The 17,341-nt window shown below is 34.4% G+C and carries 8 protein-coding genes; all 8 read left to right on the top strand.

What is annotated here, in order from left to right:
* The first annotated feature begins 20 nt into the window (after positions 1-20).
* The 8 genes from J8H85_RS09135 to J8H85_RS09100 all read left to right on the top strand — a co-directional run bounded on the left by J8H85_RS09135 (position 21) and on the right by J8H85_RS09100 (position 17,323).
* Positions 21-3,254 (top strand): SusC/RagA family TonB-linked outer membrane protein, encoded by a 3,234-nt coding sequence (locus J8H85_RS09135; protein ID WP_209654827.1) that lies wholly within the window; start codon positions 21-23, stop codon positions 3,252-3,254.
* Between the two features lie 23 nt (positions 3,255-3,277).
* On the top strand, positions 3,278-4,738 hold the full coding sequence (locus J8H85_RS09130) for a RagB/SusD family nutrient uptake outer membrane protein (protein WP_209654819.1): 1,461 nt from the start codon (positions 3,278-3,280) through the stop codon (positions 4,736-4,738).
* Between the two features lie 21 nt (positions 4,739-4,759).
* The gene (locus J8H85_RS09125) at positions 4,760-6,424 is read left to right on the top strand and encodes a fasciclin domain-containing protein (RefSeq protein WP_209654818.1); all 1,665 of its coding nucleotides are present in this window, start codon (positions 4,760-4,762) and stop codon (positions 6,422-6,424) included.
* Positions 6,425-6,688: 264 nt separating this feature from the next.
* Entirely contained in the window at positions 6,689-8,353 is a 1,665-nt protein-coding gene (locus J8H85_RS09120; RefSeq protein ID WP_209654816.1) for a fasciclin domain-containing protein, read from the top strand.
* An 80-nt stretch (positions 8,354-8,433) separates the two neighbouring features.
* Complete coding sequence (locus J8H85_RS09115) at positions 8,434-9,954, top strand: fasciclin domain-containing protein (RefSeq protein WP_209654814.1); 1,521 nt, start codon at positions 8,434-8,436, stop codon at positions 9,952-9,954.
* 18 nt (positions 9,955-9,972) lie between these two features.
* Entirely contained in the window at positions 9,973-13,104 is a 3,132-nt protein-coding gene (locus J8H85_RS09110; protein ID WP_209654812.1) for a SusC/RagA family TonB-linked outer membrane protein, read from the top strand.
* A 41-nt stretch (positions 13,105-13,145) separates the two neighbouring features.
* Positions 13,146-14,792, top strand: a complete 1,647-nt coding sequence (locus J8H85_RS09105) for a RagB/SusD family nutrient uptake outer membrane protein (RefSeq protein ID WP_209654802.1) — start codon at positions 13,146-13,148, stop codon at positions 14,790-14,792.
* A 113-nt stretch (positions 14,793-14,905) separates the two neighbouring features.
* The gene (locus J8H85_RS09100; RefSeq protein WP_209654793.1) at positions 14,906-17,323 is read left to right on the top strand and encodes a glycoside hydrolase family 3 N-terminal domain-containing protein; all 2,418 of its coding nucleotides are present in this window, start codon (positions 14,906-14,908) and stop codon (positions 17,321-17,323) included.
* Positions 17,324-17,341 lie beyond the last annotated feature (18 nt).

Below are 17,341 nucleotides of genomic sequence, written 5' to 3'. Positions count from 1 at the left end.
CCAACAAAAGCTTGATAAGTATGAAGGATAAACACAAGTCATATTCCTATGCCTTAATGATAGTGTTTGCATTGTTTTCAATGTACAACATGTCAGCACAGTCGCAATCTATTATTATTACAGGTGTAGTTACCGCCGAATCAGACGGACTACCCTTAACCGGAGCTACGATAGCTGAAAAAGATAAAAACAATCGTATTATTAATGGTGTTGTTGCAGATTTTAATGGAAATTATTCATTAAAAGTCTCAAATCCAAATAATACAATAACGTTTTCCTATGTAGGTTTTGTTACCAAACAATTGGTTCCAGGAAAACAAACGCAATTTAACATTGCATTAAAAGAAGACATTTCAGAATTAGACGCCATCGTAATTCGAGGCACAAAGAAGGTGTTTACTGGAGATTTTGAAATGGACAAACGCCGTATAGCTACAGCTATGGAAACCATTGATATGAAAGATATTAGTGAAACCGTTTCTACAGGTCTTGTTGATCAGCTACAAGGACGCTTAAGTGGTGTAGATATTGTTGCAAGTTCAGGTGAGCCCGGAGCTGGTATGTCCATCAGAATACGTGGAACATCATCACTAAATGCTTCTTCTGAACCATTAATTGTTATCAATGGTGTGCCTTTTGAAACAGAAATTGATGCATTATTCGATTTTGGTTCTGCCGATGAACAACAATATGCTGCCTTAATTGGTGTATCGCCAAATGATATTGAGGAAATTTCAGTATTAAAAGATGCCGCTGCTACAGCTCAATACGGTTCGCGTGCAGCAAATGGAGTTTTGCTTATTAAAACAAAAAGAGGAGCTAAAGGTAAAGCTCAATTTTCTTACAGTTACAGAGGTAGTGTGGGATGGCAACCTGAAGGAATGCCTATGCTAAATGGAGACCAATACTCTACTCTAATTAAAGATGAGCTTACGGCGGTTAATAATACAACTAGCCAACCTCAAATTGAGTACGATCCAAATTATGCGCAATACAATCTTTATAACAAGAATGTTAATTGGGTAGATGAAATAACGCAATTAGGTTACACACACGAACACTTTTTAGGTGTATCAGGAGGTGGAGAAAAATCGGCTTACCGTGTATCTGCCAGTTATAAAAACCAACAAGGTACTACCATTGGTAGTGGGTTAAAAACCTTTACAACTAGAACCATTTTAGATTATAACATTTCTAATAAATTGCGTATTTCTACAGAGTTGGCATATACCCATGGGTCTTTAGATAAGTCTTTTGATAAAATTAGGGAGCTCGCTCTTAGAAAAATGCCAAATCAATCCATTTATGAATTGGATGAGTTTGGTAACCCAACCGAAGTGTATTTTACACCTGTAGATGCATTTCAAGGAGGTGGTTTATCTTATTATAATCCGGTTGCCATGGCTAAATTATCTACTACCAATGTAGAGAATAATAGAATTACGCCTACTTTTAGGCTTAATTATAAGCCTTTAAAACAGTTAACATATGATGGTTATATTGCGTTTGATGTTAACACGGATAAGCAGTCTAATTTCATACCGGAAGCAGCATTTGGAGCATCGTGGACAAATTCTGCTGCTAACTTATCAAGATTTGCTGATGCCGAATTTTTTGTAATGCGTACAGAAAACAAACTTATTTGGAATCCTAATTTAGGCGATAACCATTCTATTTTTACTAGTGGAACCATTCAAACTTATGATAAAACAAGTCAAGGATATTCTGCTATAACAAGTAATTCCCCAAGTAGTTTAATACAAACGCCTATTGCACAAACAAGAATAGAAGGATCTGGTAACAGTTTGGGCTCTAGTTTTTCACAAAACAGATCCATAGCTTATAACTTTATGTTCAATTACCAGTTCTTAGATCGCTATATCTTAAGTGGTGGTATTCGTTCTGAAGGAAACTCTAGATTTGGTAGTAGTTATAGATACGGTACGTTCCCTAGTATTGCAGCTAAATGGATACTTTCTGACGAGCCTTTTATGGAATCGTATGACTTTATTGATGAGTTAGGTTTAAGAGCCAGTTATGGTGTAAACGGTAACTCGCCAAACTTTAACTACGGGCAGTACAACACCTATTCTACCTATAATTATGATTATCTTGGTGAGCGTCCGGTATATCCAGATAACATGGAGTTAACCGATTTAAGATGGGAAACTATCATACAGAGTAACTTAGGTCTTACATATTCATTTTTTGATAATCGTGTAAGTGGAGATTTAGAATTTTATAAAAAAGAAACTAAAGATTTATTAGGAAAGGATACTGCAATTCCTTCATCATCAGGTTTTTCAAATTTACCTTTTCTTAATTTAGGAAATATTTCGAACCAAGGATTTGAATTAAGTGTTAGAACAAAATTAATTCAAAACAATGATTTTTCATTGGAAGTGAATTTCAACATAGCACGTAATACCAATCTTATTACAAAAATATCTGAGGCACAAGATGTTGAAGATGGTGATCCTTTTGCTACAGGACCAAATGGGTATCTTAAAAGAATTCAAGAAAATAACCCAATTGGGTCATTTTATGGATATAGATACCTAGGCGTGTATAGTACTACTGAGGAGTTAGTGGCACGTGATGAAAATGGCAATATTATATACGATTTAAATGGTACGCCAAAAGGTATGGCGTTTGGTCCAAGTAGACGTTTGTTTCAACCAGGAGAGGCTAAATACGAGGATGTAAATAATGACGGTAGTATAGACCGTTTGGATGTTGTTTATTTAGGTAATGCCAATCCTTTATTGTATGGTGGTTTTGGACCAACGGTTAGATATAAAAACTTATCTTTTAATGCATTCTTTAACTTTAGGTACAACCAAAAGGTTATTAACCTTGCAAGAATGGAAACTGAAAGTATGGATAATTTTGATAACCAAAACACTGCGGTTTTACGTAGATGGAGGTTTGAGGGCGATGTTACCGATATTCCAAGAGCTGTTTTAAATAGCCCTGTAAATACACTGGCTTCCGATCGTTTTCTTGAAGACGCCTCTTTTTTAAGAATGAAGTTCATAACCCTTAAATACGATTTACCAAAAACATTTATTCAAAAACTGAACTTTAATAGTGCATCGCTTTTTGTTACTGGTACAGATTTGCTTACGTTTACTAAGTATTCTGGTCCAGATCCAGAAACTGGAGGTAGTAGTGATTGGAAAAAACTTGGTTACGATACCAATCAAACACCAAGGTCTCAACAGATAACTTTAGGGGTAAATCTGTCATTCTAAATTGTAAAAATTTATAAAACATTATGAAACGAAACATAATTAAAATATACGCCATCATTCCAATACTATTTATAACATTGTTTTCATGCGATAGTTATTTACAATTGGAACCACAAGATAGTTTAATACAACAAGAGTTCTGGAAAAATAAAGAACAGGTATCTGCTGCGCTTGCAGGGTGTTATGCATCTATGAACCAGTCTGGTTTTACAGATAAAGTATTGTTGTGGGGAGAACTAAGAGGAGACATGTTGGTTTCCTTAAGAGCGGGAAACAACCAAAACAATATGCTTAAGAACTATATGTTCCCTAGCAATTCTTTTGTAGACTGGAGCCAATTTTACAAAACCATTAACCATTGTAACTTGGTATTAACTTTTGCCGATCAAGCACAAGCAAACGATTTGTCTTTTACAGAACAAGAACTAAGAAGAATTAAAGCCGAGGCCATAACCATTCGTTCTTTAGTTTACTCTATATTGGTTAAAAACTTTAAAGAGGTACCATTAATATTAACGGCTACAGCTAACACAGATACAGATTTTTATCCAGCAAAAAGCACAGAAGATGAAATTATTGCTCAAATAACAACAGATCTTGAAGCGGCTGTAAATGACCTTAATCTAGGATTTGCACAATCGCCAGCTCACGATAAAGGAAAAATGACCAAAGGAGCAGCATTAGCAATATTGGCAGATATTTATTTGTGGGATGAGCAGTATGACAACTGTATAGATGTAACTACACGATTAGTAAACTTGAATAAATACCGTTTGGTAGATGGTGCGGATTGGTTTAACGATATCTTCTTCGAAGGTAATTCAGATGAAGGTATTTTTGAACTTCAGTTTAGCGATATCAATGTTACATTAAGAAATTCATTTTATGTAGGTAATCCTATTTATGCACCCTACAATCAAATATTTCAATTATATAACCAGTTTCCTAATGATGTAAGAGGAAATTTAGCAACATTTGGTATGTCTCAAAATTCGGTTTTTAAATATGCTGGGGTAGATGCATCAGGTCTTTATAGAGGACAAAACCAGTTTTATAACACATTCATTTTTTACAGATATGCCGATATTTTATTAATGCAAGCTGAAGCCTATATACTTTCTACAACAAATAAAGATTTAATTAAGGCTTACAATCTTATTAACCAAGTGCATGAGCGTGCTATTGGAGCACCTTTAGATCCTATCTCAACAGAAGGCGAATTGCTAAATGCTTTATTGTTGGAACGCCAAAAAGAACTTGCATTTGAAGGAAAAAGATGGTACGATTTATTACGCTTTGCTAAACGTAATAATTTTGAGAATCAGTATCTTATGTTAGATTTAGCAACAGTGAAAGCCGGACCGGACGATTATGAGCAAATTTTAAGTTATTATTCTGAGAAAGAATCTTATTATTTGCCAATATATTTAAATGAGGTTAACCTGAATCCTAATTTAGTTCAGAACCCTTATTACGAAAACTAAAACTAAATTAAACTATATATTATGAGAACTAAAAAATTTATTACATGGCTAGGCAGCATCGTATTAATTATGGTCGTCTGTGTAGGGTGCAAAGACGAACTAGAGGATACAACGTTCTTTACTTCGGATGAGATGACTATTATCCAAACATTGGAATCTAATCCCGAGACGTTTTCGTCTTACGTTGAGATTCTTAAAAAAACAGATTTGTATAATGCTTTTAAAAGTTATGGAAACTATACCAGTTTTGTACCTACAAACGAAGCTGTAAAGGCTTATTTAATGGAAAAATTCAATGTAGAATCGGTAAGCCAAATAACTAGTGCTGAAGATATTGAGTTTTTAAAAATTGTTGTAAAGTTTCAAACCATACCGTCAGGAAGAGGAACTAGTGGTTTTGTTGAAGGCAGACTTACAGACACTACTTTTACAGGAGATTACCTTACTACATCCTTTTTAAAAGGAGGCGGAATAGCCAATGTAGAAATTAACCGCACAGTAGGGTTAGAAATGTATGATATTAAAGCCGCTAATGGTCTTATACACAGCATAAATGGAGTGCTAGATCCATATGTTGATCCAGTACCCGTAGTTATGGATAAAGCTGGGAAACATACTATTTTTGTTGAAGCCTTAAAACAAACGGGATATTATGAAAAGTTTTCAGTTATTTTCAATGAATTTGGTTCAAAAAACAATTTTACCATTTTGGCTGAATCCGATGAAATTTATGCACAAGAAGGTATTAATTCATTTGATGATTTGGTAAACACGTTTTCTCCAAATGATAGTGATTTTACCAATCCTCAAAATGAGTTAAACAGATATGTCGCTTATCATGCTACCCAGAATTTTTTATACTCAAGAAATTTTCCAGAAGATAATTTTGTAAATACAGTTTTAGAAAGAAATGCTTGGAAATCTTTTAAAACAGACACAGAACTTAAAATAAACGAAACCGAAACAGGTACGGATGATACTTGGACATCATTAATAATCAGAGAAAGTAATTTTCCTGCAAAGAATGGAGTTTACCATACGGTTAATAAGTTGTTTACCATATTCACGCCAAAACCAAAACATATTATTTTTGATGTGGTAAGTGATCAACCAGAAATTCAGTCAAGATTAATTGGGAATAGAGTAAACGTACCAAGTACGGCTTATGAATTTGTAAGATGGTTTCCAGAAGGAAATAAGCGATGGTCCGGTTCATCTAATAATTCTGCTTTAAATTATGATGTATTTGACGTAAGTGGTTTTTCTTGGATAGAATTTGATACACCCGTATTACCTAAAGGAAAGTATGAAATGTTAATATGTAGTAATGGTGGTGCTGGTTCTAGAGGAATTTACCAAACATATTGGGATGGCGAACCTGTTGGTGCGCTGTATAATCTAACTTTGAATTCTGGAGGCAAAGGATTTCCAGATGAAGCTCTTATGGAATCTAGAGGATGGCGTCACGGTTATAAATGTATTACAAATAAGTCAGGAGCCGCCCAATACGACTCACACAGTTGGAGTAGATTTGTTGTAACCAAAGAATTACTTTGTCCAGAGCAAAAGCGCCATGTTGTTAGATTAGAAGCTGTTAAAGCAGGAGTTATGCCAATAGATTACATAGAATGGATTCCTGTTGTTGAAAATGGACCAGCGGACGATTCAAACTGTTATAATGACTAAAAATAATAAAATCTATCTGCAAGTAAATAACTTGATGATAGTTAAGATTTATAAAAAAGAAGTAATTAAAAAATTTAAATGAGCAATAGAAATATGGCATAGTTAATTTCATTGGCTTAAAAGTAGTAACTAACCTTGTGAAGGAGAAAACAAGGTTAGTTGTTACAAAAATAATTTAAGCATTATTCAGCGCTTTATTTTATTCTCCATTGTATTAAAATCAAAATATTTTTAACCCTAATTTAATTCAAAACTCATATTGTTATGAAAAATAATAGACTTATTACTTGGATTGGAGGGCTTGCCTTAATTATGCTTGGCATGATAGGATGCAATGACAAACTCGATGGAACCACATTTTTTACTTCGGATCAAATGACGATTATTCAGACATTAGAATCTAACCCAGAGACGTTTTCGTCTTACATAGAGATTCTTAAAAAAACCGACTTTTACAATTCTTTTAAAAGTTATGGAAACTATACCTGTTTTGCACCTACAAATGAAGCTGTAAAGGCTTATTTGATGGAAAAATTCAATGTAGAATCGGTAAGCCAAATAACGAATGCTGAAGATATTGAGTTTTTAAAAATTGTTGTAAAGTTCCAAACCATACCATCAGGTAGAGGAACCAGTGGTTTTGTAGAAGGAAGACTTGCGGATACAACTTTTACAGGAGATTACCTTACAACATCTTTTTTAAAAGGAGGTGGAATAGCTAATGTTGAAATTAACCGTACGGTAGGGTTGGAACAATACGACATAAGTACTAGTAATGGTCTTATACATACTATTAATGGTGTATTAGATCCTTATATAGATCCAGTACCTGTAGTTATGGATAAAGCGGGTAAACATACTATTTTTGTTGAAGCCTTAAAACAAACCGGATATTATCAAAAATTTTCGGTTATATTTAATGAGTTTGGTTCTAGAACTAATTTTACTCTTTTAGCAGAATCGGATGTGGTTTATGCACAAGAAGGTATTAACTCATTTAATGATTTGGTTAGCAGAATTTCTCCAAATGATAGTGATTTTACCAATCCTCAAAATGAATTAAACAGGTTTGTAGCATACCACGCTACTCAAAACTTTTTATATTCAAGAAATTTCCCAAGTAATGCTTTTGTAAATACAGTTTTAGAAAGAAATGCCTGGAAATCTTTTAAAACTGATACTGAACTTAGAATAAACGAGACCGAAACGGGCGAGAATGATACCTGGGTTTCTTTAATTATTAGTGAAAGTAACTTTCCTGCCAAAAATGGGGTTTACCATACGGTGAATAAGTTATTTACCATATTCACGCCAAAACCAAAACATATTATTTTTGATGTGGTGAGTGATCAACCAGAAATTCAGTCTAGATTAATTGGGAATAGAGTAAACGTACCAAGTACGGCTTATGAATTTGTAAGATGGTTTCCAGAAGGCGATAAGCGATGGTCTGGTGCATCTAGTAATTCTGCTTTAAATTATGATGTATTTGACGTAAGTGGTTTTGCTTGGATAGAATTTGATACACCCGTATTACCTAAAGGAAAGTATGAAATGTTAATATGTAGTAATGGTGGTGCCAGTTCTAGAGGTATTTACCAAACATATTGGGATGGCGAGCCAGTAGGGGCACTGTACAATCTAACTTTAAATGCTGCTGCCAAAGGATTTCCAGATGAAGCTCTTATGGAATCTAGAGGATGGCGTCACGGTTATAAATGCATTAAAAATGGGTCGGGAGTCGCCCAATACGACGGACACAATTGGAGTAGATTTATTGTTACCAAAGAATTACTTTGTCCTGAACAAAAGCGCCATGTTGTCAGGCTAGAGGCTGTTAAGTCAGGAGCTATGCCAATAGATTACATAGAGTGGATCCCTGTTGTTGAAAATGGACCAGCAGACGATTCAAACTGTTATAATGATTAGAAACTATTAAACTGGGAGGAATCCAATGATAACCTAAATTGGATTCCTTCATATTAAGAAAAATAATTAAACAATTAATAATGAAGAACAAAAACAATTGCATATTTAATTTCAGTCGATTACTGGTAATCGTTTGTATATTCCTTACGGTCAGCTGTAAAGAAGAAGCTTGGGATGACCACTACGACCAACAAGATTCTAGACTAGAAAAGAACATATTTACGGTATTGTCTGAAAATCCAGAATATTCAACATTTGTTACATTACTTGAACAAACTGGCTATAAAAGTCAATTACAAACATCGCAAGCCTATACCGTTTGGGCACCAAACAATGCAGCTTTTGCTCAAGTGTCTAGTGCTATATTAAATGATCCTGATGCGTTAAAAGAGTTGATAGGAAATCACATAAGCTTATTTTCTTATAACACAACCAGTAATCAGGAAACCCTTGTGAAAATGTTCAATGATAAATATATTGAATTCATTAATACATCTGGAGCTTCTACTTTTGGAGGTATAAATCTTGCAACAAAAGACATACTGACATCTAATGGTATTCTACACACTATAAATGAAGTTTTAGAGGTTAGCCCAAATATTTGGGGATACCTTAACAGTAACGAAAGCGAATATCCTTCGTTAATGACTTTTCTAACTCAATTTAACGAAACTGTTTTTGATGAGGCTAGTAGTGTTAAAATAGGAACCAATTCTTTAGGACAGTCGGTTTACGATTCGGTTTTTGTTTCATCAAATTCTTATTTCAAGACTATAGGTGATTTAAGTTCTGAAGAAAGACGTTATTCTTTTATAGGTTTAACAGAACAAGCCTATACAGGAATTTACGATATATTTAAAGATTACTATAGTTATCCTGTAGCAGATACTATTAAGGCAAATACAGATAGAACCATTTTTAGTAACTTAAATTTTCCAGTTGTAGATATTAACGATTTAAATGGTAATCTAATTACTACTACAACAGGAAATTCAGTTAACTTAAATTCTAGTTCTATTTCAGAGAATATCGCTTTAAGCAATGGAAATGTATTTGTAGTAAATGAATTAAATTACGACCCTAAAAATGTAATTTACAAACCGGTACTTTACGAAATTGAAAACACAGATAGAAGAACCATTGGTAATGCCACAGCATTAACAATTCAAAAAAGGTTTAATAGAACGTCTTCGGGTCAATTCTACAACGTAGTTAATTTAACCCAAAATCCAAATGCGGGACAAACCAACAACTATTTTGAAGTTTCTTTTAGCAATGTATTATCGGCAAGCTATACGCTACACTTAAGGTTTGTACCTGTTGGAGCTTCTAAAAACACAAAGTTAAAGTTCCAATTTAGCTATACCGATGCTAACAAAAACACAGTAGTAGACAACATTCCTGCTATAGAAGTAAATAACCAAGAGGATGGGGAAATCCAAATAGGTGGTACATACGATATCCCCGTGTTTATTAATAAACAAAAGGCCAATAGTTATTTTGTAAAACTAAAGATATTTGTTGATGTTAGTGAGCCTGAACTCATACTATTTGATCGCACATTTGGTATAGATTATGCAAAACTAGTTCCAACCGAATAAGACAACTAAAAATTAAACATGAATTATTATCTGACTATGATGAAATTAAAAAATACGTACACCCTGTTTTGCATTTTATTTTTAGGAATCACTTTTGCATTGCGAGCACAAGTGAAATCTGAAATTGTTGTAACAGGAACGGTAGTGGATGCTGCTAGCAAAGAACAATTAGCGGGGATTAACGTTCGAGTAGGAACCTTTGCATCTACACTAACCGATAAAACTGGTAAGTTCTCAATTAAAGTACCTAACGCCGGAGCAACTCTTATTGTTAGTAGCCCTAATTATCAAACGAAAGAGGTAGCATTAAAAGGACGAAAAAGTGTATCAATTGCAATTTACAATAACGATTTTGAATCGTATTACAAAGATGCTAATATGCCTACGGGACATCAATCCAAAGCTTCAATTACAAGTGCCATAGCCACTAAAGAAGGAGCTATTTCTGTACCTAAAGAATCTGTTGCCAATATGATTAATGGCGAGATGAGTGGTACACGTACCATCATGCGTTCTGGTGTCCCTGGAATCGGAGCTAACATTTTTATTAGAGGTTACAATACTTTAAATGGGTCAACACAACCATTAATCATTTTAGATGGTATGATGATTGAAACAAACACATTTACTAACAATACGTTAATAAATGGTTATAGTTACGATCCTTTATCAGATTTAAATCCTAAGGATATTGCCAACATTACAGTTATTAAAGATGCAGCATCTATTTATGGTTCTAGAGGTGCTAATGGTGTTATATTAATTGAAACAAATAAAACGGTTGATGTTTCAACTAAAATAGATTTTTATGTTCAAGGAGGTTTAAATTTTGCACCAAAGAACCTTCCAATGATGAACAATAATCAATACCGATCTTATTTATCTGATCAATTAAACAACTCTGGCTTATATACCAATAGCCAAATAACTAATATGCCTTTCTTTAATGAAAATACAGCTTTTCAAGATTACCAAAAGTATCATAATGCTACCGATTGGCAAAAGGAAATATTCAGTAATGATTATGTAAACGAATATTATTTTAGAGTAACAGGGGGAGATGAAGTAGCAAAATATGGGTTGTCTGTGGGCTATTCAACTAATGAAGGTGTGGTTTCAAATGCCGATTTTAGCCGATTTACATCGCGTTTTAATGCAGAAGCGAATATTACTGAAAGATTATCGTTAAATACTAACTTAAGTGTAAGTTATACTACACGTAATTTGTATGATGATGGTTTATACAGCACGTCACCTATTTATTCTGCGCTTAATAAGTCGCCATTTTTAGCACCATTTGTACCAAATGCAGACGGTGTTGTAACAGATATTTATGAAGATATAGATAACATAGGTGGTTTTAGCAACCCAAGAGCAATTGTGGATAATGCTACATTCCAAGCTAAAAATTATAACCTATACGGACTTTTCGATTTTGGATACAAGGTTTCAGATAAAATAAACGTTCATTCTTTATTTGGAGCAAATTATTTAAAAAACAGACAAAATGTGTTTTTACCAGATTTAGGACTTTCTACCGAATTTAACGAATATGGTGATGCACAGAATAGAACATCTAAGGTAAATGCTGAAAGTTTATTTGCATTCTACAACGATACAAGATTCAACTACAAAAATAGTGTAGGTGGCATTCACGATTTTTCAGTAAACTTAGGGTTCCGTTACCATACAAACAATTATGAAAATTCATATTCTACCAGTGGAAACTCTGCAGATGATCAATTTACATCTTTAGAAGGTGGTAGTAATTTAACATATGTTACATCGGGTAGTATAGGAAACTGGAATTATGCTTCAATTTACGCTAATGCAAATTATGCATTCTTAAATAAGTATTTTGTTAGTTATAATATTTCTACCGATGCTTCTTCTCGTTTTGGAGATGATAAATCACTTGGTATTTTCCCAGCACTTAGTGCAGGTTGGTTAATTTCTTCAGAAAATTTCATGGCAAATAATTCAACTATAGACCAATTGAAGTTACGTGCTAGTTACGGTTTAACTGGTAACGATGGTATTGGTAATTACAATGCAGAATCTTACTTTGTTTCTAGAAGATTTTTAGAAGGCGCAGGTCTTGTAAGTGGTAATATAGCTAACAGCTCTATCAGATGGGAAGAAACCGCTAAGGCAAACGTTGGTTTAGATGTTGGTTTATTTAACGAACGTTTATCTTTCAATATTGATTACTTTAATAACGTAACAGACGGTTTACTTAATAATACTGAAATAAGTCCTATTTACGGATACGACAATTATATTAGTAACGATGGAAAACTTAGAAATACTGGTTTAGAATTCAGTATGGATGCACGTGTAGTGAACACAACTAATTTTAGTTGGGATATTGGAGGTAATATTTCTAGATATAAAAATGAAATTACTTCACTTCCTGGAGACAGACAAGTTATTAACGTTGAAGGCTTAAATGCTACCATTCTAAACGAAGAAGGAAGAGCGTTAGGGTTGTTCTATGGTTATAAAACAGACGGTATTTACAACAATGCAGCAGAAGCTTCTTCCGCTGGGTTGGTTTGGAGGGATTTTGCAGGTTTCAATCAACCATTTGTTGCCGGTGATGTAAGATTTGTAAACACGAATGGTTCAGACAATGTAATTAATGAAGATGATAGAGTTGTAATTGGAGACCCTAATCCAGATTTCACAGGGATGGTTTACAATAAATTCACCTATAAAAAGTTAACCTTATCAGCTATATTCTCATTTAGCCAAGGTAACGATGTTTACAACGCTTTAAGATGGAGAACAGAGTCTATGGATGGTTTATCTAACCAAAGTTTAGCAACAGTTAACCGTTGGACGGTTGATAACCAAAACACCAATATACCACGTGCCGTTTACGGCGATGCTGTTGGAAATTCAAGATTTTCAGATAGATGGATAGAAGATGGTTCTTACATACGTCTTAAAACAATATCTTTATCATATAGCCCAGATATATTTAACGCTACGTTTTATGTAACAGCAAATAACATATTTACAATCACAGATTATTTAGGTTACGATCCTGAGGTAAGTGCGTCTCAAGTAAGTTATTTACAAGGCATAGATGCAGGTTTTACACCACAATACAGTTCTGTACTAATTGGTGTTAGATTAGGACTATAATTTTATTGAATATGAAGATTGAAATCATTAAAAAACAACAAATGAAACAGTATAAAAATATTTTTTTAAGCCTACTTTTCGCTTCAACTCTATTAACGTCGTGTGAAAGTCTTTTAGACGTTTCTCCAGAAGAAGTGTTATTGGAAGAAGATTATTTAGGCGATAACAAGCTTGATGCAAGGTCAGCTTTATTCGGAGTTTTATCGCAAATGCAAGAAATTACAGGTCAGTATATTGTGTTGGGTGAAATGAGAGCCGATTTGGCAGATGTTACTGCAAACGCAGAAGACGATATTAGACAAATTAATACGCATAACATAAACCCAAACAATAAATATATTAATCCATCAGTATTGTTCTCGATAATAAACAATTGTAATTTCGCTATTAATGGCATTGATACCGAAGCTTATGATGGTATTTTGGAAGACGATTACGCTTCTATCATGCGAATTAGAACATGGGCACAAATACAAATTTTAATAAACTACGGGAAGCTTCCATATATTACAAAGCCTATTGCTAACACTCAAGATTTAAAAGAAAACTACCCATTACTTACTTTTGAACAAGGGATAGATCAGTTAATCCAAAATCTAGAATCTGTTGCTGGAATAGAAAATGTTACTAAATATGAAAACTCATTGGGTTATAATATTTTTAGTATGATACCGGATAATGATGTGCTTTTAGGCGATTTACATTTATGGAAAGGAAGTTATGTTACAGCAGCAACCTATTATAAAACTTTTCTTGATAAAAATGTTTTTAATACTGGTAGTTATAATTTAACATCAAATACTGTAGCTACTAACTTAAGTGGAGGGAATTATAGTGTTTCAACCGGTTGGCCTTCAATTTTCTTATCGGAATCTGTAACAAATAACGAAGTGATTAACTATACGGCATTTAGCGATCAATTTAGACAACCAAACAGTAGTTTTAAAGTTCTTACAAATCAAATGAAACCTTCAACTTTAGCTATTTCAAACTGGGACTCTCAGTTTAAGAGTTATTTAGGAGGAGCAACCTATCCAGGAGGTGAAGGAGACAATAGAACGATACCAGATAATAACGGTAACCCGAGTTCGTATTTTGGCTCTGGAGAAAATGCTAGAATAGCTAAATATCAATATGAGTATTTTATTTGGAACAGAGCAGCAAGAGTGTATCTTAGATATGCTGAAGCTATTAATTATGCTGGCCATACAGAACAAGCTTTAGCTGTTGTTAACGGTATTTTCAATTCAACTACCATTCCAACAACTTCTAATTCACCATTTTTAAATAATCCAGAGAGCTATTTAAACTTTGCTACAGGTACATATTATATAGCAAACTCAAGTGGTACAATAACAGCTGGTAATCAAGGTATAAGAGGACGAGTTGATGTGGCACCAATAAGTGTAGATTCTAATTTATCTGAACAAGAAACTATTCAAGCTGTTGGACAAATTATTTTAAACGAGGCAGCTTTGGAATTAGCATTTGAAGGTACCAGATGGGAAGATTTAATACGTTTTGCTAAGCGTAATAGCGATCCAAGTATTGTGGCAGATGCCGTGGCAAGTAAGTTTGCATCAGCAGGCGATGCGGCAACAGCAACAACGGTACAACAAAAATTAATGAATCCAGACAACTGGTTCTTACCATTGGCAATTCCTGAAAATTTTAAACCTACTAACTAAATATAGTAAGTTTACTTATTTATAAAGAAAATCGTCACTCTTAAGTAAATTTTGAGTGGCGTTTTTTTTTAAACTGAAAATTAATTCGTGCAAATTACTTAATCAATCATAAAATGAAGTCATTCAAAGTTATAGCAGTTATTACAATTTCCTTTCTGTGCACAGGAATGAGAACCGATAAACAATCTATTTACAAAAAAGGTTGGATAGATTTCAATAAGAACGGAATTAAAGATGTGTTTGAAGATCCCAAAGCACATATAGATGCCAGAGTTTCCAATTTACTTTCTTTAATGAATGTTGAAGAAAAAACATGTCAGCTCACTACATTATATGGTTTTGCGCGTGTTTTGGAAGATGAATTTCCAACACCAAACTGGAAAAACCGTGTATGGAAAGATGGAATTGCTAATATCGATGAGCATCTAAACACCATTTGGAATCAAGAAAAAACACATACGCCTTATGCCTACCCGTATAGCACACACGCCGAAGCCATCAATAAAGTTCAAAAATGGTTCGTTGAAGAAACCCGAATGGGAATTCCTGTCGATTTCACCAACGAAGGCGTACACGGTTTATGCCATGAAAAAGCAACGCCATTACCAGCTCCTATTGGTATTGGTAGTACTTGGAATAAAGCCTTGGTTTATAAAGCAGGTACTATGGTTGGGCGAGAGGCAAAAGCTTTAGGCTATACCAATGTGTATGCACCTATTTTAGATGTAGCACGCGACCAACGTTGGGGACGTGTATTGGAATGTTATGGTGAAGAACCATTTCACATTGCAGAAATGGGTAAGCAAATGGTATCGGGCATCCAATCGCAGGGCGTAGCTTCTACCATCAAACATTTTGCCGTGTATAGCATTCCAAAAGGTGCTAGAGATGGTGATGCCAGAACAGACCCACATGTGGCGCCTCGAGAAATGCATCAATTGCATTTGTACCCTTTTAAACGCGTTATTGAAGAAGCAGCCCCTATGGGTGTTATGAGTAGTTATAACGATTATGATGGTGTGCCAGTAACGGCAAGTCGCTATTTTTTAACCGAATTATTGCGTGAACAATATGGTTTTAAAGGTTATGTGGTTTCAGATAGTGAAGCTGTGGAATATGTTTCAGAAAAACACCACGTTGCCAAAGATTATAAAGAGGCAGTGCGTCAAGTAATAGAAGCTGGTTTGAATGTGCGTACTACATTCAGAACGCCAGAATCGTTTATCGAGCCTTTACGTGAATTAATTGCTGAAGGTAAAATTTCAATGAAAACAATAGATTCACGTGTTGCCGATGTGTTGCGAGTAAAATTCAGGTTAGGTTTGTTTGACAATCCTTATGTTGAAAATCCAAAAGAAGCCGATAAGGTAGTACATACAAAAGCTGATGAAGATTTTTCTAAACAAATAAATAGAGAGTCTTTGGTTTTGTTGAAAAATGAAAATAATTTGCTGCCACTTGATATTTCCAAAGTGAAAAATATCTTGGTAACAGGTCCTTTGGCAGACGAACTGAATTTTACTTATAGCCGTTACGGACCTGCTTTTAATCCTTCAACATCTGTATATCAAGGTATAAAAAAATATGCAGGCAATAAAGTTGAAGTAAATTTTGAAAAAGGTTGTGATATCATCGATCCCGATTGGCCAGGAAGCGAGATTATTCCAACGCCACTTTCAAAAGAAGAACAAGCAAATATTGATGCTGCGGTTGAAAAAGCGAAACAATCCGATGTTATCATTGCCGTAGTTGGTGAAGACGAAAAGGGTGTAGGCGAAACGAAGTCGCGTACCAGTTTAGGACTTCCAGGGCGTCAATTTCAATTGGTACAAGCGTTGTATGCCACTGGAAAACCCGTTGTTTTAGTGCTTATAAATGGGCAACCATTAACTATAAATTGGGAGCATAAATTTTTACCAGCTATTTTAGAAGCATGGTTTCCAAGTACCGAAGCAGGTAACGTTATTGCTGAAACCTTGTTTGGTGATTATAACCCTGGCGGAAAATTATCAGTAACATTTCCTAAGTCAGTTGGTCAAATTCCTTTAAATTTCCCGTTTAAACCGGGGTCGCAAGCAGGACAACCTGGTGAAGGGCCCAATGGTTATGGAAATACGCGTGTTTTAGGACCCTTGTATCCGTTTGGTTATGGGTTGAGTTATACCACGTTTGCCTATAGCGATTTGGTAGTGAATCAAAAAACGAAGCAAGCACAGAGTACTATGGAAGTATCCTTTAAAGTAAAAAATACTGGAAAAAGAGCAGGGGACGAGGTTGTGCAATTGTATTTAAAAGATAAAGTGAGTAGTGTTACCACTTACGAATCGCAACTTCGAGGTTTTGAGCGTGTACCATTGCAACCTGGAGAAACGAAAACGATACACATGACTTTAACCCCAGACGATTTAAAAATTTTAGACATAAATATGAATTGGACGGTAGAACCCGGAACTTTTGAGGTTTTAATAGGAAGTTCTTCAGTTGATATCCATTTGCAAAAAGAGTTTGAAATACTGCCTTTAAATGATTAAGAAGGTAAGTTTTGGTTT

The sequence above is a fragment of the Mariniflexile gromovii genome, from assembly GCF_017814435.1.
Taxonomy (GTDB): domain Bacteria; phylum Bacteroidota; class Bacteroidia; order Flavobacteriales; family Flavobacteriaceae; genus Mariniflexile; species Mariniflexile gromovii.
The sequence above is the reverse complement of the archived record's forward strand: the minus strand, read 5'-3'. Positions and strand labels throughout refer to the sequence as shown.